This window comes from Frateuria sp. GZRe14 (assembly GCF_051900395.1).
Lineage (GTDB): Bacteria > Pseudomonadota > Gammaproteobacteria > Xanthomonadales > Rhodanobacteraceae > Frateuria_A > Frateuria_A edaphi.
The window spans coordinates 1,498,905-1,520,813 of sequence record NZ_JBHZGJ010000001.1; the positions used below are offsets into that span (position 1 = coordinate 1,498,905).

Below are 21,909 nucleotides of genomic sequence, written 5' to 3' on the forward strand. Positions count from 1 at the left end.
GTACCCAATCTCGCGCTCGCCCGGAGCAATGTAAGCCAACTTTACCGGCGCGGAGGGGAAATAGTAGTTGCCCACGGAGACGATGCCTGAGCCCACATCGAGAGGCTTGTCACCTGGGACAAAAAGCAAGGCGGCCGCCAACTCTTTGGAAGCTGGAGCCGTCGGCTTTAACGCAGTGCAGCCTGGAAGAAACCCCAAGGCTACAAGCAAAAGTAGGATCCGACCCATAGGCCTAACGCCCGAGTTAAGCGGCGGCGGAGCCGTCCGCTTGAATGAAGAGTTAGGGGCTAGCGCCGCGCCATGCTTGGGCGACCGTGCCGGCACAACCGCGAGCCCCACCAAGCACAACGCTAGCAGCTTTGGATGCTGGGGCTTGCCGCAGCGCCGCAGAGGCAGCCGCCAAGCGCGGAGGGCTGAACACTGGCGCGGGCTTGGTCGAAGCACACGCTGCGACAGGACAACCCAGCAAGGGCCTAACGCTTGAGTTAAGCGGCGGCGAAGCCGTCCGCCTTGAACGAGTAGTTAGGCAGTGTAGCTTGTGCCATAGCCATTCCAGTCTTTGCGCCCCCAACCGGCGGAGGGCATGAAGCAGGATGGCCAGATTTTGGCCAGAGCGGTGGCCAACACCGTTGCGGAGTTGGTTGAATCGGTGTCGGACGACACTCGAACCCAAAAGCGGTACTCGGGGAAGTCGGGCTCGTCCAGGAGGCAGACTTTGACCTCGGGTGGGTGGCCGATAGAGCGGAAGTACCGAGACTCGAGGTAGTGGCTGCTCTCGCGCTGCTCATAAGTGGGAATGTCAAGCGACGAACATGACTTTCGGACGAAATCGTCTAGCGACACCTCGCTCGGTGCTTGGACGAAGAGATCCGTGTGGCGGCTCATATGCCTAACGCTGGAGTTAAGCGGCGGCGAAGCCGTCCACTTGGATGACTTGTTAGGTGCCGTTGCCGGACCTGCCAAAGATAACGACCCCCGCAAAGAAAAGGTCTGCCAGCGCTGTTCCACCTAGCCACATGGCGGCAGGGATAAGGAAGTTTTGCATTGAATTGCTAGCCTCGTGTGCGGCCTGGCTCAGCGCGCCTGAAGTGCACTCGCCCAGCAGGTGCGGCGGTGCAAGGGAAATGAGAAATCTCTCGGCGCTGAAGTAGAACGCCACCAAGTTCAGCACGCGAGGATGACAAATGTCCCTTTGAGCATGGTCGCACCTAACGCTGGAGTTAAGCGGCGGCGAAGCCGTCCGCCTTGAACGAAGTGTTAGGCACGCGAGGTGCCTGCCAGACGAACTAGATTGCTAAGCGTTGCTGCCTTCTCGAGCACAGAACCGGAAGCGATCCCGTCGTGATCTAAAGCGCGCGCGATTGATGCCCCTGGGAGGTCGAGGCCGGCGGCCACTGATGCACGCATGTCTTGGAACACTCGAAGCCACTTGGCTTGAACAACCTCGGTCCAGCCGTCCGCGCGTGCCGCAGCTGTGAGTGGCGCAGACAGCGCGCCCACGAGCTGGTCGAGGAGCTGGCAGATGTGAGGGCGAGAACCCTCCGTGTTTGCTGCCTAACGTTGGAGTTAAGCGGCGGCGAAGCCGTCCGGCTTGAACGAATAGTTAGGGCTGCGCGACGTGCTCAACCCAGATGGACGAACCAGGATGATGCTCCTCGATGGAGTCGATAGCTGCACACAAGCCCTGGCCCTGCAAAGGAACTGACCGTGCGAACTCGGTGACGTTGAGGCCTTGAGCGCGCAGCGTCGCTCGCTCAGAGGAAGAGAGGATGCCAGCGTTAACCCACAGCGTCGATGGTGGGCTACCGCCACATGATTCGATGAGTTGCTCGTAGCCCTGCCTGGTGAGCGCGAAATGCGGCATTTGAGGCCTAACGCTGGAGTTAAGCGGCGGCGTAGCCGTCCGCCTTGAACGAGTTGTTAGGCCTCGCGGCTACGGTGGTTGAGCACTGTTGATACATCTTGGCAGTTCTCTAAGAGGGCGTATCTGCCTTGCGCCCTCGCGACGAGCGAGATCGGTACAGATGTATCGCCTCCGTCGACCGAGATGCGAACCTCAAGGGTATGATCTTCGAATGTTCGCAGCTCCTCGATCAGCTGCGCAACGGTCTTGCCTTTGCTAGTCCACTGCGGATTGATCATGAGAGGCCTAACGCTGGAATTAAGCGGCGGCGGAGCCGTCCGCTTGGATGACGGGTTAGGTTGCAGTTACGAAAGAGTTGCAACCAGAGTTGTCGCAGATTGCCTTGTAAGAGGGCATGTAAGCAATGGGTTGGCAAGCTCGTGAAGCGCCAGGCCGACTGCTGAAGAAGGATCGTACTCAACGTCGTCACGACCCTCTATGCAGTTGGCCCAGTCGTCGACCTGCGCCGAAGAAAGCTCACTAGCCATGAACCGCTTGAGTGTCGAAGAGATATGGGCGGCCTCCAGCACGACCAGTGGGCTGGGAGCGTCCCAGCCGTAAGCTGAGAGTTCGCGCGCGATGTGGGGGACTGGCCGCGTGAACGAAAGAAGCGCCTTTAAAACGGATTCGCGACTATCCATGCTTGCGACCTAACGCCCGAATTAAGCGACGGCGGAGCCGTCCGCTTGAATGAAGAGTTAGGGGCTTGCGCCGCGCCACGCTTGGGCGACTGTGCCGGTGCAAACGCGAGCCCCACCAAGCACAACGCTAGCAGCTTTGGAGGCCTGGGGCTTGCCGCAGCGCTGCAAAGGCAAAGGCCAAGTGCGGAGGGCAGAAGACTGGCGCGGGCTTGGCCGAAACACACGCTGCGAGGGGCAACCAAGCAAGGGCCTAACGCTGGAGTTAAGCGGCGCGCGGCTTTTCGCGCGTCCGCTTGGACGAGTTGTTAGGCCATGGCCCTGCGCAGGAGCCATGCCTTGTGGAAATACTGCCTGGCCTTTCTTGGCTTCGCCACGACCGCGTCGACAAAGTGGGCGAGCTCCTCGTAGACCTCCGCGCATGATGGGGATGCGGCGATGGCTTGGCGGTAAGACCGCTCTGCCTCTGAGAGGGCCGGCGCCGCTTCGTAGCCAGAGAGTTGGATGAGGTCTCCTCGCATGAGCCACAGCTTCGCGGTATGCGGAAACTCGGCCACTGCTCGTTCGCAGACCGCGATCGTTTCCGGGGTCGGCTCAGCTTTATTGGTAGAGGGCCACTGACCTCTGATGAGCTCAACGTAATCCTGTTCGGCCATCCTGAGGCCTAACTAAAAGTAGATTTCAGAATGCAGTGTAGTCACGCAGCCTAACGCTACCTGCCTACATCCAGTTCGGCTTCTGCCTACCCAAATCAATGGCTTGTCCCGCCTTCGGCAGCCTAATCCGTCAGCCTAATCTGGCTACCTTTTTGCGGAGCGTCAGATGGCATCCTTTCACGCTGCGTAGGGGGCCCGCAAGTTTAGAGGGCGCCCAGCCTCCACGGTTGCTCGATCAGGTGCGGGCGCGCGTCCGGCGGTTGGGGTTGGTCCGCCGCACCGAAGACGCGTATGTCGGTTGGGTTCGACGCTTCATCCTCGCCAATGACAAGCGGCATCCGGCGGATATGGGGGCGGCCGAGATCGAGAGCTTTCTGACCGGCTTGGCCGTGCACGGAAACGTTTCGGCGTCTACCCAGAACCAGGCGCTGTCGGCGTTGCTCTTCCTCTACAAGCAGGTGCTGGGCGTGGAGTTGCCATGGCTCGACGGCATCTCGCGCGCGAGGAAGCCGCAACGGTTGCCGGTGGTGCTGACGCGGGCGGAGGTCGCCGCATTGCTGGGCGAGCTCGCGGGTACGCCGTGGCTGATGGCCAGCCTTCTGTACGGCTCGGGCCTGCGGTTGATGGAGTGCGTGCGACTGCGGGTCAAGGACGTGGACTTCGGCCAGTCAGAGTTGACGGTGAGGCAGGGTAAAGGCGGCAAGGACCGCCGCACCATGCTCCCCTCGACGCTCATTGCGTCGTTGCAGGCACAGCTGGACGAAGCCCGTCGGATCCACCAGCGTGACCTGGATGCGGGATTCGGGCGGGTCTGGCTGCCCGATGCGCTGGCGCGCAAGTATCCGCGGGCAGATGCCGAATGGGGTTGGCAGTACGTGTTCCCGGCGGCGCGCAGCCACGATCCTCGCGACGGTCAGGAGCGTCGGCATCACCTGGATGAGTCGCGCCTGCAGCGTGCGGTCAAGCAGGCGCGGTTGCGGGCGGGGTTGGCCAAGCCGGCGACCTGCCACACATTGCGGCATTCGTTCGCCACGCATTTGCTGGAGGATGGCTATGACTTGCGCACGATCCAGGAGTTGCTGGGGCATGCCGACGTGTCGACCACTCAGATCTACACTACCGGTAGGTGGGTCGCCATTGACATGAACCCTACGATGCGTCCGGCCGTGGACATGGCATTTTGGCTGCGGTTATCTACATCAAACAACTCGGCCCTCGCAGGGCCAGCTGCTTACACCGCACTATCGCGATCACATGACCCATGGTGTCTACCACTATTCCGCGTATTGCGATAATCAAGTCACCGACGTAGCACGTGCCATACGATCTTCGATTTCATTCAGCGGATCCTTCTCGATCACTCGTAACCGGTTGCCGGACGTTCGTGGCAACTTCGCCGCAGGATCACTATTGAGTGAAAGTAGGCTGGTTCGCACCGTCTCAATCGGGAACTTGAAAAACACACCATCCCCGTATATCCGTCTCCAGAAGATGCGCTCAACGCACGCGAACAGATCCTCCCAGCGATAATGCAGTGGTCGATATCTGTACAAAATTCTTGGAAAAATATCGAACGCGCACGCCGAAGGCAGAAAATGAAACGGGTCTTCCTCCAAGATTTCGCCTTTCCGGGCGAGACACAGTAGGACGATCAATGCATCTAGCGAGTACTGATTGCGAATGGCGAGAGTTTGGTCGCGCTTCAGCATCGAAGGCTGAAACCGCCCCACTCGATCCGGGCGGCTGTCGCCAAACAGAATGCGGCGAATGGTCGAGGATGATCCCTCCATGATCTTGTGCAGCCGTTTTATCTCCGGAGGCTCCGGCGCCAGGAGCTCCCATAGCGGCAAATCTCGCCAGAAACTTAGTCGGACGCCGCCGGCCGAACGCTCTGATACGCACGCGATGGTGTCGTCGCTTGGCAGCCCCTTGCCTTGCCGCCAGCGCCTGTATTTATTTGAAATCGATGGGTCGCCCTCTCCGCCGTAGGGTCTACGACGGTCGATCCGCCACTCCAACTCCTTTGGTGAGTCCGTGCCGAAATGGGCAGCCAGCGCGGCATAGCAGGTTGCGCCGCGGCTGCGCTTCACTTCCTGCTTATGGCTCACCCAGTTATCGAGGGGCGGCAGGGGATGCTGGAATCCAGTGGGCATTACCCATCGTCAGCGAAAAGTCCGCCTTTGTCACGCTTGGTCCGGGCAAGTGCCGAGGTGTATCACTTTGACCAGACCGATCCACTTTGTATTGGAGGGGACGAAGCCGCACGATCGGCGACATACAGACAGTCCGTGATGGTCCCACCCATGGTGCAGTTGCAAACGATGGATTCATGTCAGCCCGTACCGTGCGAAGCCTACGAGGTATTTGAAATTCGCTTGATCCGTGCCTTGGGCGCAATGATAGGTGGCGAGACGCTGTCGCGTGCGCTGGGGTTTCCCTCACAAGATGCTTTCCGCAAGGCCCTTCACCGCGGGCGGGTACCGGTCGCAACCTTTGAAGTCGTGGGGCGCCGCGGGCGCTTCGCTACTGTGATCGACATCGCTGCGTGGCTTTGGTGCCAGCGCGGCGGAAACGCACATACAGCCACAAGTGCCAGTCTGATTGATCAAATTGAGGCGCGCCATGGCGCGCCTTGAGTATGTTTGCCTACCGCTGGAGTGTTGCGTAGTGGAAGGAGGCGCCACGCGCTTCGTTGCGCAAGAGATCGTGGACCCGCGAACACGCTTGAAGATACGGGTCACCGCTGATCGCATACCGGAGCTGCTTTGGGCTACTGGGGAATTCTGGAGCGAAGCCAACCTTTGGTTTCTATCCCGCGCCCGCCGGATGTTCAGCGGTCAACTTAAGGAAGACACAATTGTTGCCAACGGGAAAGACCTGCTGGCCTATGCGAATTGGCTGGAACGTGCTGGCATGCACTGGTGGCAGTGCCATCCGCGCGATGACCAGCGCCCGCTCAATTTGTACCGAGGCCACCTTGTCAGAAGCTATGAGCAGGGTGTGATTGCGCCCACTCTTGCGAGCAGGCGGATGACAACATTGAAGAGCTTTTACCGTTGGCTGCTCAGCGAGGAGATCCTGAGCCCTGGCTTTCCCCTCTGGTCAGAGCGCAACGTGCGCGTCGCCTATGAGGATGTCTTTGGGTTTCGCAGGCATATCGAGGTAGTGCAAACGAACCTCGACATTAAAACTGCCAAGCGCGTAGGTGAAGCGTCGTTGGAAGAGGGCCTGCAGCCGGTGTCTCTGGAGGTACGTGACGCCATCCTTGACCTTGCCCATCGCCGCTGCAGCCACGAGCTGTTTCTGATGCTATCGCTTGGCTTTTGGTCTGGCTTGCGCCTGGGCACCGTGACCGACCTCAAGGTCCAATCGATCGAGAACGCTGTACAGATCCATGAGTGCGCCGCCCTCAAACACATTAGCGTGGGGCCGCTGGCCAATCCGCCGGTAAAAATGAAGCTCAGCCAAAGTAGCGATGGAATCGTGGTTCCCACGCGGCTGCTGGAATATTTGTTGGACTACAGCATCAGCCTAGCGCGAGGAAAACGGGTGGCGCTCGCAAAGCCCGAGCACAAGCACTTGCTCTTTCTGACGATCAAAGGGAACCCCTATGGCCGTGGCAAAGGCGATCGAAGCGCGACCGTCAACGCAGAAATGTCCCGGCTTAAGCGGCTTGCCCGCCAAGAGGGCTTGAACATCGATGATTTTACGTTCCACTGGTCCCGCGCGACCTTTGCGACGATGTGGGCTCGAGCCGCTCGGGCCAACGGCCATTTGCACGAGTTCATGCCAACTTTAAAGCGGATGCTGGCTCATAAGCATGACCGCACCACGGAGCGATACATCCTTTGGGTTGAGAAGGAGCAAGTACGCGCCACGGTGATGGACGAGTTCACACGGACGATGTTCGGCCCCTTCTACCAGGTGGCCGGAGCGCCTGATGCGTGATGTCGTCATCCCAGATCTGACGCTGCATGGCCTCCCGTTAGGCCCCAAGCAGTACCCGATTGACCTCCGCTGGCTGCTCTACAGGGGCGCAGCATCGATCCATGGGCCCAATATCAAGAAGGCCATCGAATCTGGTCGGCTCGGTAAACCACTGCTCGAGCGCTTGCCCTTGCTAGAGGCGATTCATCAGCATTGGCAGGCACGCGTTGTTGCCGGCACGATTGGAAACATGAGTGTCCGAGAACTATGGCTTCGCCTCAGGACGTTCGTAGCATTTACCGAGGGAGCCAAGAAGCAGCTTACGCTCGCGGGAGCTCTGGGCCTATATCTTGCTTACTGCGCGCACGACAAACGCCGTAGCGGTATCAGCGCCACGACCCGCTACCACTACTCCCTTGCATTGGCCACTCTCGTCGCTCCCGTGCTCGGCATGGACATCAGGAAACTACAATGGAAGACCAAGATCTTGATGCCAAAACGAGCAGGAAGCCAGGCAGCCAAAGAAGATCTGGACGGTACCGCCACCTTCGTGCAGACGCTGCTGGAAACGGTCGAACAATTACCGGTGGAAGTAATTCGCGGCCCATTGCCGGTAACTCTCCGCTTTGTCGCCGGTGGCGAACACGTGATCCATTGCGGCAATCCACTCCAGCCTTTGGATAGGCTGAAACAAATTGATTCCTCTCACCTCAAGCGTGCCGTGAATGCCCGCGAGCGCCGCGCGACTGACATTTCCAACAAGGCGCGCGCTACGCTGATCAACCTGCGCCTCGAGGCGGAGTTGCTGATCTTCATCAACCAGACGGGTAGCAACCTCACGCAGGCATTACGGCTCACCGGTAGCAAGTTTCGTTATCAAAGCGACGGCGATTATCTCCGCCTTTTTGTCTGGAAGAGCCGCGCCAAGCACGACATTGAACTGCGCATTCATAAGGGCTATCGCATGCGATTCGAAGCTTACCTGAAGTTTAGGTTTGTGCTCTTTCGAGACGACCCCGATGGCCTGACATTTCCATTTGTCTACGACGATGGCGACCACGCTATGCAGCGGACAGGATGGGTGTTCGCCGAGACCCGCAAACTGATGAGATCGATTGGACGACCCTTCGTCTATTCGCAGCAGCTCCGGAAGACGATCGCCAACTTCACGAGGCGCAAGATTTCGCGTCAGGCGGCCGCAGAGTTGCTGAGCAACAAGGAAAAGACCTTCCGTGAAGCCTACGAGGAAGTTAACCACCAAGCCGCCGTCGCAGAGCTTGTGAACTTCTGGAGCGACACCGAGGCCTTAGTGTTAGCCGTCGGGCCGGGAGGCTGTCAGCAAGCCGTACCGCAGCGGCGCGCGGATACGCCAGACGGAGCGCCCACGCCTGATTGTGAAAGCGGTGGCGGCTGCTTGTTTTGCGACAAGAACCGCGATCTGCGCAGCTTCGACCACGCCTGGAACCTCGCGAGTCTGCATCACCTTAAGATCGCCGAGTTCAACGCGGATCGCACACCGCTTAGCCGCGAGAATAGTCATCCCGTAGCGCTGGCCATTGCGCGCATCGCCGCCAAGCTGGACGCGCTAGCGGCGCTGGGGGGCGAATGCGCCGGATGGGCAGCGGAAGCCAGGCAACGTGTCCATGAGGGCCGCTACCACCCGTTCTACACAGCGGCCTTTGAAAACATGGAGAGTACCCATTGAGCACTACAGACAAGCGCTTTACCTTTCTCCTGAAAGGCGTTGGGGTGGACTTCATTGGCTCCGAAAGCCTGTGCTATGCGCCGCCCACTCTCCCGCCGCCCGATGATTTTCCGATGATGGTTGACTCCCAAGGAGAGCCCGTGTGCCGCTACGGAGATCACAAGTGGCGAATCGGGACACGCCCATTCAACTTCGGCACCGATCCGGGAGACCTTGGCTCTGGTCATCTCGTGTTGACCAAAGGCAATGGCGAGCTTCTCAAGCGCTGTATCGCCTGGTTCATGTACGGCGATCGGCGCGGCGTAACGACCAGTACGCTTCATACTTACTACCGGCTCCTGAAGCCCATTTTTGCGTTCTGCAGCGGCCGCGCGCGACCTATCGTCGCGTCGGACCTGTCGCGCTTTTTTGATACCTTGGCGGTTCCCCTAGCCAGGGCCATGCCGCTAGGTAGCGCAAAGTACGCTATGCGCTTGCTCAACGAGCTGTGGCTGGCACGCGAGCACCTAGGGTTTACGCTCGTCGACCCCAAGCAGATCGCGCACCTCACGCAATTGATCCCGGAACACGAGGTGCGACAGACCCAGTTTATTCCACCGCGCATCTGGGCGTATCAGGCTGGGCAACTGCAGGCATGCTTGGAGGACTTCCTGGCACACAAAACGCTGTTTGAGACAGCGCTGCGAGATATTTTGGCCGCCTATCGATGCAATTTCGGTTCGCTGGCGAATATGCGCCGGAGTTCGGATCGGAACCCTTTTAATGGAAAGGGGACGGTTCGTGGCTGCACATATCTAGGCTCATTCTCATCGTTCGCTGATCACTACGGCATCCGCGATGTGCTCGCCCGCTGGCTACTCCGGCCCGGGACGGAATGGGATGAGTTCAACCCCAACAAAACGGGCCTCCGGACGCTAGCCCGATACTTTGGCGCGATCGGCCTGGTGGGGATGGCTTACTTGCAATGCTTCAGTGGCATGCGCCGCAGCGAGAGCCAGTCGCTACGTTGTAACTGTCTCACTGTCGAGCACGATCCACTGCTCGGCGATATCCACATCTTGAGCGGCGAGACCACCAAGACGACCGAGGATGACGATGCGCGCTGGTTGGCGGCACCGACAGTGGCGTTGGCTGTCGAGGCGATGAGCATTGTTGCTCGCTGGCGGACCAGCATCGCTGTCGAACGAGCAGATGTGCCGCTTACCCGGGAGGACAAAACCAATCCGTACCTGCTTCAGCGAAGATACGAGCCTTGGGCATGTGGGCCAGCGGCGGTAGACAAGCATCACCCAACCGCTCGACGTCCTCAGCCCCACAAGCTTTCCAGCTGGGAAAGCATGGTGCCTGGTCTCTTCGAGGAAGACGCCCTGCGCATCACGGAAGACGATGCGAGCTATGTGCGGCGTTTCAGTGCCAATGCGGATACGGAGAAGTATGGCGAAGGCTGCGTGTGGAACTTCACCAGTCACCAGTACCGCCGTACCGTTGCGGTGATGATGGGGGCCTCGCAGGTCAGTCTTGAATCCCAGCAATACCAGTTCAAACATCTGACACGCAATCAGAGTGCGTACTACCGAAGAGGGTTTCAGAGTCTCCGTCTCAACCGAACGTTCAGTTATGAGCTGGTCCAAACACGCTACGAGCTGGTATCGGTAGAGCTGGGCCTGCTCAACGGCCCTGAGTACGTCTCGCCTATCAGCACGGCGCGCAAGGATGAAATCTTGAACTTCCACGATGTCGGCAGCGGTGACGCGCTCCAGAAAGCCATCAAGAAAGGCCAATTGGCGGTCAAACAGACTCTGTTTGGTGTCTGCACTCGACGCGATAGCTGTCCCTATGGCGGGCATGACAACTACGCCCACTGCCCGGACTGCAATGATGCGCTCCTGAGCAAGCGCAAGCGCAGCAGCGTCGAGAAGCTGGGGAAGACGATTGCGATTCGCTTGGTTGACGTGCCGCTGGGGACCCCGCTGCGAACCCAGTTGGAACGCAGCTCCGCGGCCATCGAGAGATTTATGGATGTCACAGCCTGACTACGTCGGCGACGCCGAAAAGCTGTTTCGAGACGCTTTCGAGCGTCTGAAGTGCGACAAGCCGACCACGCTGCCACGTGGCACGCCCGTGAGCCAGAACAACGTCGCCAAGGAGGCCGGGCGTGATCCAAGCGCACTGCGCAAGAGCAGGTATCCGCGCCTGATTCGCGCAATTCAGAAGTGGATTGAGGACAACGGTGACGCGCCCCGTGCCCGCGCTTCCAGCGCATCTCTGATCAAGGGAGCGCGAGCCAAGAATCGCCAGCAGCAAGCCCGCATCGAGGAGCTTACGAAGCAGCGCGACACGGCCATGGCACGCCTTGTCATCGCGGAAGAGTCCATCCTCGATCTTCATCGTAAACTGCAGGACTACAAGGCGAGACTCGGTCAAACGGACTCCGTGGTACCAATTCGCGGCTTCCCACAACCGACCAAACGCGGCAACAAATAAGCCTTCTTGTAGAGACTGCCGAACACTCGAGACTATCTTCATGGACATCATCGACAAGCAGGCCCGGTCGAGGATGATGGGGCGAATACGCGGCAAGGACACCAAGCCTGAGATCGCGGTGCGTCGCTTGGCACACCGACTGGGATTTCGATTCCGTCTTCATCGACGGGATCTTCCGGGCAGTCCTGACCTTGTCTTTCCTGGCTCACGGAAAGTTATTTTTGTTCACGGCTGCTACTGGCATAGGCACCCTGGCTGTCGACTGGCCTACGAGCCCAAGTCGAATGTGGCGTTCTGGAAGAAAAAGTTCGCCGCGAATGTGGCCCGCGACGAGAAGGCGCTGGCCGACCTGAAGAACCAGGGCTGGGATACCTTGGTAATATGGGAGTGCGAGGTGAGGGATTCGGAACTTGTTGCCTCGCGTCTCTCCGCATACCTTGGACGAGCTGACGACCAATGAAGATCAACACAGCAGCTCGGCAGGCCAAACTGGATCGCCTGCGCAGCGGTGAAGCACCGCGTGCGCTTGAGCTGTGCTCGGGCTGCGGGGGTATGTCGCTCGGAATGCAGGCTGCTGGCTTCGAGCTGTTGGGGCACGTAGAGTTCGACGACACCGCTGCCGCCAGCTATGCGCTGAACTTCAAGCCGCCCGTCGAAGAGAAGAGGGCCGCGTGGAGCCAGTCGCGGGACATGGTGGCCTCGGATCCTGTCACTCTGGCTTCGGAGATCGGCCTGAAGGGCTCTGTCCTGAAGCATTTCGACGTCCTGGCCGCCGGCTTGCCGTGTCAGGCCTTTGCCCGGATCGGTCGGTCGAAACTTCGTTCAGTGACTGGCGATGACGTCGCCTACGTCAACGATCCACGCGCCAAGCTTTACCAGCGCTTCCTTCAATACGTCGAAGCAGTCCAGCCCGTGGCTATCCTGATCGAGAATGTCCCGGACATCCTCAACCACGGCGGCCACAACGTGCCCGAGGAGATCTGTGAGACGCTGGAGACACTGGGCTACAACGCCCGTTACACGTTGCTGAATGCCGCCTACTACGGCGTCCCGCAGATGCGCGAACGACTGTTTCTAGTCGCCATCGACAGTTCGCTAGGCTTCGTGCCTGGTTTCCCCGAGCCAAGCCACGCGGCCAAACTACCCTCGGGATATGAAAGCGCACGTTCCGTTGCGCTCAAGTACGTGCCGGAGGAGGGCTCGCATTTCGCCGCCATACCACAAGCCCGGCAAGGCCTTCCGAAGGCGGTGTCGGTCAAGGCGGCCCTGGGGGACCTACCGCGTATCAGGGAGCATTTCTCAGCACCGACCGACATGCGACGGCGCAGACTGACCGACCGATTGCCGTATGCCAGTTCTGTAGACCTCAGCGACTATGCGAAGAAGATGCGGACGTGGCCTGGCCTCCAGATTTCTCATGCCGACACCGATGGCCACTTGGTACGGATCACGCCTCGGGATTTCGAAATATTCCGTCGCATGAAACACGGCGACGATTACCCGCACGCGATTGCTGTGGCCGAGGAGATTTTTACCGAGCAGCTTGAAGCCCTCGCGATTCGCCCCCGCGAAAATTCGAAGAAGTGGGCGTCGCTACGTGCAAAGTGTGTCCCGCCCTACGATCCCAGCAAGTTTCCAAACAAATGGTGGAAGCTGGACCCGGCGATGCCATCGCGCACGCTGACCGCTCACATGGGCAAGGACACCTACTCTCATATCCACTGGGACAGCGCACAGATGCGGACGGTCTCGGTGCGCGAGGCAGCCAGGCTTCAGTCCTTCCCGGATAGCTTCCGCTTCGCCGGGGCCATGAATGCGGCCTTCCGGCAAATCGGAAATGCCGTGCCCCCTCTGCTCGCCGAGGCGGTAGCTAGGCATCTGAAGCAGGATCTTCTGCGGATGCCCGTACCGCAGACCGAGCCAGGGGAAGATTTCAAGGTCGCCTGACTTGCTCTGACGGTGTCCGTTGGATCATGCGTTACCGACCGATTGACCGTAGCTATAGCTTGTGCGAGGGGGATCTATGGCAGCAGTTGCAAGGGGGAGGCTTGCTCGGCCTGAAGAGAGGCAGAGCGCTCCGTGAAATACGAGACCAATCCACCTGACGCCGCCTCACTGATGCTGTCGGCCCGCAGCTTCGGCAACTACGATCTGCCTGGCGCGCTGGCCGACCTGATCGACAACAGCATCCAGGCGGGCGCACACGAAATCACGCTGACGTGTCGATACAACGATGGCGACCCTGAAATCCGGATCCGGGACGATGGTCACGGCCTGTCAGGTCGTGAGCTCAGGGAGGCGATGCGTCCCGCCAGCAGCAACCCCCTGACGGAACGGTCACCGGACGATCTGGGACGGTTCGGCTGGGGCATGAAATCCGCCTCTTTCTCCCAGTGTGCACGGCTTACAGTGCTCAGCCGTCAAGACTCAGAGCTGACGGGCTGCGTCTGGGATCTGGCCGATGTCGACGCGTGGCGGATGGGCGTCCTCGATGACCACGAAATCGCCGCCACGGCGTCACCGGAGCTCCTTGTGACCGATGGCGTCGAGGTGGTGTGGTCGAACTGTGATCGACTGTCCGAGAACAACACGATCACCCAATCCGAATTCAACGCACTGATCGCTCACGCGGGCAATCAACTGGGGCTTGTTTTCCATCGGTATCTCGCAGGCGAGGTCCGTGGAAAGCGGCTGACTGTTCGCCTCAATGGCAGGAAGATCGAGGCGCTTGATCCGTTCTATCGCGATCATGAGGCGACACAGCAACTGGAGCCCGAGCCGCTGAAGATCGCCGGGTGCACAATTGACATCCAGCCCTTCATCCTTCCGCATTATTCGAAGCTACTGCCAAACCAGTACGATCAGCTGGGCGGAGAGGAAGGATTTCTCCGAAATCAGGGCTTCTACCTCTATCGCAACCATCGCCTCATCATCAGCGGCACTTGGTTCAGACTGTTGCGCCACGGCGAACTATCCCAACTAGTCCGTGTGCGTGTGGACATACCCAACGCGCTCGACCACGTCTGGAAGATCACCATTGACAAGTCGGACGCCCAGCTCCCCGCTGCCCTGCGTAATCGCCTGCGTCAACTCGTCGAGGGTCTGCGACGTCGCTCATCGCGCGTCTATCGGTCTCGTGGTGGTCGGCTTGACCGCCCAGGCACGACCTCGGTCTGGAGTCGACATGCCCGTGGCGGCGAGGTGCGCTACGCCATCAACCGCGAGCATCCCGTGATTGAGGCGCTGCTGGACACCGGGGACGACAAGCAGAGGCAGACTGCCAGCGCCGCGCTGAAGATCATCGAACAGGCGTTCCCGGTCGCCGCGTTCGGTCAGGACACGATGCGGGAGCCCGACGCCATCCATCAGACACTGGCCGACCCCATCGCTTTCAGGGCCGACCTGAGCGCAGCTTTACCTCTGCTTCTTATGCAGGTCGATGGAGACTTCACCGCTCTGGAAAAGCTGTTGCGCATCACTGAACCGTGGTGCGAGGCCTGGGGCGCCACCGAGTCGGTTCTTAAGGAAAAGGGGTGGATCAATGCGTGATCTAAGCGAGGAGCTGGCATTCCTGACGCTGCGCATCGGGAAGAAGTACGCTGACGACGTCAATAGTGGCCGTGCTCTGCCTCAGGGTGCGATCGCCGCTGAAGTGGATACCTCGCCGTTTAAGTTCGACGACGAGGAGAGGGCTGAGGTTCTGCGGGTGCTGGAAACAAGCTTCACGACTTTCCAGACCCGTGGCTATTCGGTATTCAGCGACTTCAAGCGCTGGCTCAGGGAAAGCGCGGGCTCAATCGACTTCTACTACTGGAACCGCCTCAAGAGGTACTACCTCGAAGGCGGTGCGCTGGCTGCACCGGTGGTCGCGACCCTTGACAGCGTCACGGATGAGATTCTGGACTATTCCGGTAACCCGTTGACGCCGGGAATCGGATCCCGTCGCGGCATGGTGATGGGGCACGTGCAGTCCGGCAAGACGACCAACTACTCGGCCCTGATCTGCAAGGCAGCGGACGCCGGCTATCGCACCATCATTCTGCTTGCCGGGATCACCAACAGCCTGCGCGCGCAGACACAGGAGCGCCTGGACGAGACCTTCATCGGCAAGAAGTCCATCTTCCATGCTCTGGCGGCCGAGCCCCTCCCGATCCTCACCTATGCGATGAAGAAGCGGTTTCCGGCCTACGGCACGTCGCGGGACAAAGACTTTACCCGCGACCCCGGCGCCGGCGTGGTCTTCAGCTTGGCCGCGCACAACGAGCCGATCATATTTGTCTGCAAGAAGAACAAGGCTCCTCTGTCGAAACTTCGGGACTGGCTGATCGAGCAAGGTCATGGTGGCGTTATCACCTCGCCGCTGCTGCTCATAGACGATGAAGCGGACAACGCCTCGATCAACACGTCGCAAGACCCAAAGGCGACGACTGCGATCAATGGAGTGATACGAGAAATTCTGGCGCTGTTCGAGCGACGGTCTTACGTCGGCTACACCGCCACGCCGTTCGCGAACATCTTTATCGACCCGGACAGCAACGATGAGATGCTAAAGGACGACCTGTTCCCGAAACACTTCATAAAGGCGCTCGACCCGCCGAACACCTACGTCGGCGCCTCACGAGTGTTCGCCGACGACGGCGACCTGCGTAAAACGATGGTCAAGGTAGTCGCGGACTATGTCCCGCACCTCCCCTTGAACCACAAAGGGGATCATCACGTGACCTCGCCGGCGTCGCTTCTCACAGCAGTCCGGGTCTTTCTGCTGACGCGCGCCATCCGCATCCTGCGAGGTCAGGGCCGAGAGCACTGCACCATGATGATCAACGTCAGCCGATTCAACGCCGTGCAGGAGAAGATCCACGGCGAGGTCTACGTCTACCTGCAGACGCTGCAGAATGCCGCCGCTCTCGCTCTGGGACCAGAGGCGATGAGGGATCCGATCATCGTTTCGTTGAAGGAGGACTTCGAGCGCGAGTTCGGAAGCTGCACGGAGACGTTCGATGCGGTCCGCACCGTCCTGGCAGAGGCGGCGCGAGTTCGGCCGGTAACGGTCAACATGAAGGGTGGCGTCCTCGACTACCGCGCTCACCGCGAGCACGGACTGCACGTCATCGCCATCGGTGGGCTCGCCTTGTCACGCGGCCTGACTCTCGAGGGCCTGACGGTCTCATACATTCTCCGCAACACGGCAGCGTCAGACACGCTGATGCAGATGGCCCGGTGGTTCGGCTACAGGCCTGGCTATGAGGACATCTGCCGCGTCTATCTGCCGAAGCTGGCGCTGGATCACTATCGCGAGATCAATGGTGCCATCGAGGAGCTGCGCGGCGAGGTGCGCCGGATGCAGGACCTCGGCATGACACCCGAACACTTCGGGCTGAAGGTCCGCGAAAGCCCCACGGCTATCCGCATCACCGCTGCCAACAAGATGCGCACGGCGACCCAGATTAGGATCGCGCAGGATTATTCCGTTCGGCATCTGGAAGGTTACATTCTGCCGAACAATCAGCAGATCAACGAGAACAACTTAGAAGCGGTCCGCGCGTTCCTCGCGAAGCTTGGCGCGCCATCCTCAGAATGGTCAACGCCGCAGGCTGAGGTCTGGCCGCGTCAGTCAGGTCGATCGGTGATGACCCTGCTGAAGGCGTTCACTTTCCCCGCGGCTCACGGTGACCTGGGGCCGATCAGCGGTGACGTCAGCTTGTTCGAGGACTACTTTGCCGACCGCGTCCGAGATGAGCTGTCAGAGTGGGATGTGGCCATTCCCCATCCCTCCAGCGGTGAGAAAAAGTCGGTGTTGCGGTCCGATCTCTCTTTCCCACTACGTACGCGAATGCACGGCGACGTAATACTGGATAAGGGATTCCGAGTAACCAAGGGTGGAAATCGGGTGGCCGACCCCAAGGACGCGCAGATCGGTCTGACACAGAGCCAGATCGACGCTGGAGACACTGAAAAGGCCAACGGCCGACTGCGCGGCGACAAGGTTTACTGCGCTCAGCGTAGTCGTCCGATGCTGCTGATCCATGTATTCACTACCGGCGCAGAAGTGCCCGACCTCAAGCTTGAAGGACCGATCGTCACCTTGAGCTTCTGTCTCCCTGGGACAAAAAGGGCGACCATTGAGCGGAGCTACCAAGTCAACGCCGTATACCGGAAGCAGGTAGAAGAGGCTTTCGCTCGCGAAGATGAGGACGACGACGAAGCCATTCTCGCCGGGGAAGTTTGATGGATGAGAGAGATTGGCACGACATAGCTCCCGCCCCCGATCCGCGCGTCGACAACGTCCGACGCGCCTCATCCACCCATCCGCTCGACTTCTTCAGAGGCCGCAATCATGCCGGTCAGTACATCTTCGCGCTGACCGCCGACGAAGGCTGCCGGGAGCTACCCAAGCCCCCGAAACTCAACGGGATAGATGTCTCGTTGGAACGTCGTCCGGGCGACGGCGCTCGCCTCATCCTGACGCTCGAGGAGCGTGATCACTTCGATATCTTCCGCGCTTTGTGTGGCCATCTCCTGGAGGCAACCGCCGATCATCCGTATGGCGCGAACGGCCCTGGTCTCCGTCTTGTCCTCCGCCGCTTGGCAGACTGGCACAACATGTTGCGCCGGCGCCGCGAGGCCCTGCTAACCACCGAGGAGATCATCGGTCTGGTCGGTGAGCTGCTGTTTCTGCGCGACCAAGTCCTGCCGCGCACCGTAGCTGCGAGCAGCGTGGCGGCCTGGCGCGGCGCGCACCGAGACGAACAGGACTTTGCCATCGGCGCTTGGCAGATCGAAGTGAAGACTCAGCTTTCGACCTCGGACCATCGACTGCTGATCTCCTCGGAAGCCCAGCTCGATAACGCTGGCAGTCGCCTGCTCCTGTGCCACCAGACCATCGCGCGCGCGCCCGCTGGCGCCGCCGCCGTCTCGCTGAACGCACTGATCGATGAGCTCACGCACGAGTTCACAGCTGCTGGACTTCCGATTCTCGAACAGTTCGAGGCTGCGCTTGAAGCCTGTCACTACATCCGACGAGAGGAATATGACGAGCCGCAGTGGCTGTTGACCGACCGACGGCTGTTCGAGGTACGTGATGATTTCCCCCGATTGACGGCTGCCATGTTGCCGACCGGCGTCCACGCAGTCTCCTATTCGATCCTCCTGAGCGCCTGTCAGAGGTTTGCCGTCGATCTCGACCAAATGCTGACCGAGGTCTTTGCATGACTGGTCCGGAGCTCGAGGAGGCATTCGACCGATTCTGGGAGGATCTCCTATTCGAGGCGGAGGCCTCCGCCGAGCCGCAGGCTGCTGCCTTCTTCCGGCTTTACGCCAAACTGGCAGCTGAAAACGGCGATTGCATCGACCTGACCTATACGCCGGCGCGGAACGAGGTCCGCGGCGGCTATCAGGTTGATGGCTTCGCGCTGGAGCGCGACCGTGGCGATCTATTTCTGGCCATCTCCGACTTCCGAACCGGACGCGAACTGCAGACCCTGAATGCCGCTCAGATCGACGCTCTGTTCGATCGGGTTCGGCGCTTCTGCGAGCTGGCGATCGATCCATCCTTCATTCAAGCGGTCGATGAGACTAGCCCGTCATTCCAGGCGGCTTGGCCAATCCACGCTGGCAGAAGCCACATCAAGCGCATTCGTGTTATCGCCTTCTCCAATGCACGCCTTTCGACACGCAGGAAGCCTGAGATGGCCGGTGAAGTTCTCGGCGTCCCCTTCGTATGCAGCGTGCTGGACTTCGCCCGTTACGCCAGCATTCTCGCTGCCAAGGGTGGGGTTGAACCAATCGAGATCGATGTCACCAGCGTCAATGGCGCGCCGCTGCCGTGTCTACCCGCGCACAGCATTGACGGCGAGCACACATCCTATCTCGTCGCCGTGCCTGGTTCCTTCCTGGCCGAAATCTACGGTCTCTATGGCGCCAAGCTTCTAGAGCAGAACGTCCGTACATTCCTGCAGGCCCGCACCAAGGTGAATACGGGCATCATCAGGACGCTGGAGACGGCACCCGAGATGTTCTTTGCCTACAACAATGGTCTGACCGCGACCGCAGCCGGCATAACAACCGCGCCGTTGCCGGGGGGCGGCCTAGGCATCAGCTCCATTGACAACCTCCAGATCGTGAATGGCGGGCAGACAACCGCTTCGATTCTCTACGCGAGCGACAGTCAGCGGAAGGATCGCCGCGCCGACCTCAGCCGTGTCTTCGTCCAGATGAAACTGTCGGTGGTGAATCCGGATCACCTCGAGGAAGTTGTGCCGCTGATCTCGCGGTTCGCCAACACGCAGAACAAAATCAGCGAAGCCGACTTTTTCTCCAGTCACCCAATCCATCTGGTGCTTGAGCGCATCTCACGCAATCAATCTGCGCCTCCGAAGGCGGGTTCGCTGTCGGGGTCGAAATGGTTCTACGAACGCGCGCGAGGGCAGTATAGAGATCAGCTTGCGTACGGGACCCAGGCCGAACGCAAGCGGTTCGAGCGGGAGTTTCCGCGGGATCAGTTCATCGACAAGACTGACCTCGCCAAGTTCGAGGTGACGTTCGAATGCAGGCCACACGTCGTGAGCCGCGGCGCACAGAAGTGCTTCCTCGATTACGCCGAAAAGATCGGCAAGGAATGGGAGGTGTCCGAGGCGCGGTTCGACAAGCACTGGTTCCGGAATATCGTCGCCGAAGCCATCATATTTCGCGGTGTGGACAGGCTGGTCGGACGATCTGACTGGTACCAGCAAGATCGCGGCTACAAGGCGCAGATTGTCACTTACTCGATCGCCTGGTTCGTCCATCACCTTCGGGAACGAGGGCAGGAGATCGACCTCGACGTGATATGGCGTAGGCAAGAGTTACCCGCTGAGATCGCCAGCTCCATGGAGCAGATCGCGCCCCAAGTTGCTGTGAGCATCAAGGATGCACCGCCCACGATGAAGAACGTCGGTGAGTACTGCAAGCAGCAGGCCTGCTGGGCGGCAGTGGCTGCTTCGCACTATGTATTCGACGTTCAGTTAGATGGTTTGCTTGTCGATCACGACGAGGCAGAGCAGCTGCGAAAGGCAGCAGTCGCGGCACGGAAGGTCGACCAGAGTATTGATTTCGACCAGGTGCTGGTCGCCATGCTGGCCGACACGCAACCATACCTTAGCTTCGCCCGCAGCCGCAGACTGCTGACCCCCAAGTCGGACGCTGCCATCAAGCGACTGACACGCGGCGACATCCGGCTTCCAGCCTCGGAGCGCAACGCGCTGAAATACATGATTGAGAAGATGGCCAAGGCCGGTTTCGAGCTGCCCCAGACACCTGATCTGCAACCGTCCTCCTGATGCTCCAGCAGCTCCGATTTGTGCCTCCTCCTCCACAAGTCACAGAGATCGTTTCTCCCTGAGGCCTTACTTCCGAGCGCAAGAGCATGCTGAAGACCGTTCCATTCGATCAGCTCAGAACCACTGATCTGCATGTGGATGCCCACTACACCGGCGGACGAAATGGCAACGCGGGCGATGACCCTCTGCCAGCTTTGTTGAGTGTCGACAGCCAGGGCGGGTTCCGAAAGCGAGGCAAGGTCCAAGGTCAGCTGACGATGCTTGTCCTGACATCGAGCATGGACGATCCGGACTGGCCCGACGCTCTGGATCGTGAGAGCGGCGTCTTCACGTACTATGGCGACAACAAGAAACCGGGACGCGAGCTTCACGAGACCGGCCGTCACGGCAACTTTATCCTGCGCAGAATATTCGCCGCAGCGCGAGCTGGTGCTGCTGGCCGGACGGAGACGCCGCCCATTTTCCTTTTCGCGTCCACGGGCGTCTGGCGGGACGTCCAATTTCTTGGGTTAGCCGTCCCAGGCGCATCCGACCTCGATGCGTCTGAAGAGCTGGTCGCAGTCTGGCGGATAGCGGGTGGCGACCGCTTCCAGAACTATCGAGCCCGGTTTACGGTCCTCGACGCACCTGTTCTATGCCGCACATGGATCGACAGCATCATCAGCGGTCAACGTGACGATCGCTTCGCCCCGGAGGCTTGGCGACGGTGGATCAGGAGCGGCCGCAGAACGCCGCTTATCGCGAACCGATCGCTCGAATGGCGCAACAGCCGTGAGCAACTGCCCCAGGATCGCGAAGGTAAGGCAATAATCCAGACACTGCAGTCGCACTTCGCAGGGCGGCCCCACACCTTCGAACACTGTGCAGTCGCCATCGCCAAACTGATGATCCCCGATATTGCGACGTTGGACGTGACTCGCCCATCAAGGGACGGTGGCCGCGACGCGATCGGTCAGATGCGTCTCGGTCGCGGTGCGAGCGCCATCCTGGTGGATTTCGCTCTTGAAGCGAAGTGCTACACGACCCGAGCGGTCGGTGTCCGAGACATGTCGCGTCTAATCTCCCGCCTACGGCACCGGCAGTTCGGCGTGCTCGTCACGACGACTTGCGTGGACCGGCAGGCCTACAAGGAAATCAAGGAAGACGGCCACCCCATCGTCGTCATCTCTGCTGTGGATATTGTCGACATCTTCCGCACCAACGGCCGGGGTACTGCTGCCCTGGTGTCGACTTGGCTGAATGAAGAGTTTCCGATCGAGGCGTGATGTACCCAAAGAGC

The 21,909-nt window shown here is 59.9% G+C and carries 12 protein-coding genes and 1 pseudogene; 12 read left to right on the forward strand and 1 reads right to left on the reverse strand.

Annotated elements, in window-relative coordinates; all coding sequences use genetic code 11:
- Positions 1-3,424 precede the first annotated feature (3,424 nt).
- Positions 3,425-4,315 (forward strand): annotated as a pseudogene (locus ACFWZ1_RS06860) (integron integrase); the annotation flags it as partial.
- A gap of 177 nt (positions 4,316-4,492) precedes the next feature.
- Here ACFWZ1_RS06860 and ACFWZ1_RS06865 read toward each other — a convergent pair.
- Complete coding sequence (locus tag ACFWZ1_RS06865; protein WP_439665876.1) at positions 4,493-5,350, reverse strand: hypothetical protein; 858 nt, start codon at positions 5,348-5,350, stop codon at positions 4,493-4,495.
- Between the two features lie 469 nt (positions 5,351-5,819).
- Between ACFWZ1_RS06865 and ACFWZ1_RS06870 the strand changes: the two genes are divergently transcribed.
- The 11 genes from ACFWZ1_RS06870 (at position 5,820) to ACFWZ1_RS06920 (ending at position 21,895) form a co-directional block, all read left to right on the forward strand.
- Positions 5,820-7,145: a tyrosine-type recombinase/integrase gene (locus ACFWZ1_RS06870; protein WP_439665877.1), complete on the forward strand. Its 1,326-nt coding sequence runs from the start codon at positions 5,820-5,822 to the stop codon at positions 7,143-7,145.
- Complete coding sequence (locus ACFWZ1_RS06875; protein ID WP_439665878.1) at positions 7,138-8,829, forward strand: hypothetical protein; 1,692 nt, start codon at positions 7,138-7,140, stop codon at positions 8,827-8,829. The genes ACFWZ1_RS06870 and ACFWZ1_RS06875 overlap by 8 nt, the downstream gene beginning before the upstream one ends.
- A complete protein-coding gene (locus ACFWZ1_RS06880; protein ID WP_439665879.1) occupies positions 8,826-10,862 on the forward strand; it encodes a hypothetical protein in 2,037 nt (678 codons plus the stop codon). Before ACFWZ1_RS06875 ends, ACFWZ1_RS06880 begins: the two co-directional genes overlap by 4 nt.
- The gene (locus ACFWZ1_RS06885; protein ID WP_439665880.1) at positions 10,849-11,313 is read left to right on the forward strand and encodes a hypothetical protein; all 465 of its coding nucleotides are present in this window, start codon (positions 10,849-10,851) and stop codon (positions 11,311-11,313) included. Before ACFWZ1_RS06880 ends, ACFWZ1_RS06885 begins: the two co-directional genes overlap by 14 nt.
- 40 nt (positions 11,314-11,353) lie before the next feature.
- Positions 11,354-11,773 (forward strand): very short patch repair endonuclease, encoded by a 420-nt coding sequence (locus ACFWZ1_RS06890; protein WP_439665881.1) that lies wholly within the window; start codon positions 11,354-11,356, stop codon positions 11,771-11,773.
- Positions 11,770-13,260, forward strand: coding sequence for a DNA cytosine methyltransferase (locus tag ACFWZ1_RS06895; RefSeq protein WP_439665882.1), 1,491 nt, complete (start codon positions 11,770-11,772; stop codon positions 13,258-13,260). Before ACFWZ1_RS06890 ends, ACFWZ1_RS06895 begins: the two co-directional genes overlap by 4 nt.
- Before the next feature lie 132 nt (positions 13,261-13,392).
- Positions 13,393-14,862 carry an ATP-binding protein gene (locus ACFWZ1_RS06900; RefSeq protein WP_439665883.1) on the forward strand — a complete coding sequence of 490 codons (1,470 nt, stop codon included), beginning with the start codon at positions 13,393-13,395 and terminating at the stop codon, positions 14,860-14,862.
- Positions 14,855-17,542 (forward strand): Z1 domain-containing protein, encoded by a 2,688-nt coding sequence (locus ACFWZ1_RS06905; protein WP_439665884.1) that lies wholly within the window; start codon positions 14,855-14,857, stop codon positions 17,540-17,542. The genes ACFWZ1_RS06900 and ACFWZ1_RS06905 overlap by 8 nt, the downstream gene beginning before the upstream one ends.
- Entirely contained in the window at positions 17,542-18,525 is a 984-nt protein-coding gene (locus ACFWZ1_RS06910; protein ID WP_439665885.1) for a PD-(D/E)XK motif protein, read from the forward strand. Before ACFWZ1_RS06905 ends, ACFWZ1_RS06910 begins: the two co-directional genes overlap by 1 nt.
- Complete coding sequence (locus tag ACFWZ1_RS06915) at positions 18,522-20,630, forward strand: AIPR family protein (RefSeq protein ID WP_439665886.1); 2,109 nt, start codon at positions 18,522-18,524, stop codon at positions 20,628-20,630. The genes ACFWZ1_RS06910 and ACFWZ1_RS06915 overlap by 4 nt, the downstream gene beginning before the upstream one ends.
- Positions 20,631-20,716: 86 nt before the next feature.
- Entirely contained in the window at positions 20,717-21,895 is a 1,179-nt protein-coding gene (locus ACFWZ1_RS06920) for a restriction endonuclease (protein ID WP_439665887.1), read from the forward strand.
- Positions 21,896-21,909 lie beyond the last annotated feature (14 nt).

Coding starts and splice junctions, on each gene's coding strand:
- ACFWZ1_RS06865 (WP_439665876.1), bottom strand. CDS start 5,350: ATGCCCACTGGATTCCAGCATCCCCTGCCGCCCCTCGATAACTGGGTG.
- ACFWZ1_RS06870 (WP_439665877.1), top strand. CDS start 5,820: ATGGCGCGCCTTGAGTATGTTTGCCTACCGCTGGAGTGTTGCGTAGTG.
- ACFWZ1_RS06875 (WP_439665878.1), top strand. CDS start 7,138: ATGCGTGATGTCGTCATCCCAGATCTGACGCTGCATGGCCTCCCGTTA.
- ACFWZ1_RS06885 (WP_439665880.1), top strand. CDS start 10,849: ATGTCACAGCCTGACTACGTCGGCGACGCCGAAAAGCTGTTTCGAGAC.
- ACFWZ1_RS06890 (WP_439665881.1), top strand. CDS start 11,354: ATGGACATCATCGACAAGCAGGCCCGGTCGAGGATGATGGGGCGAATA.
- ACFWZ1_RS06895 (WP_439665882.1), top strand. CDS start 11,770: ATGAAGATCAACACAGCAGCTCGGCAGGCCAAACTGGATCGCCTGCGC.
- ACFWZ1_RS06905 (WP_439665884.1), top strand. CDS start 14,855: ATGCGTGATCTAAGCGAGGAGCTGGCATTCCTGACGCTGCGCATCGGG.
- ACFWZ1_RS06910 (WP_439665885.1), top strand. CDS start 17,542: ATGGATGAGAGAGATTGGCACGACATAGCTCCCGCCCCCGATCCGCGC.
- ACFWZ1_RS06915 (WP_439665886.1), top strand. CDS start 18,522: ATGACTGGTCCGGAGCTCGAGGAGGCATTCGACCGATTCTGGGAGGAT.
- ACFWZ1_RS06920 (WP_439665887.1), top strand. CDS start 20,717: ATGCTGAAGACCGTTCCATTCGATCAGCTCAGAACCACTGATCTGCAT.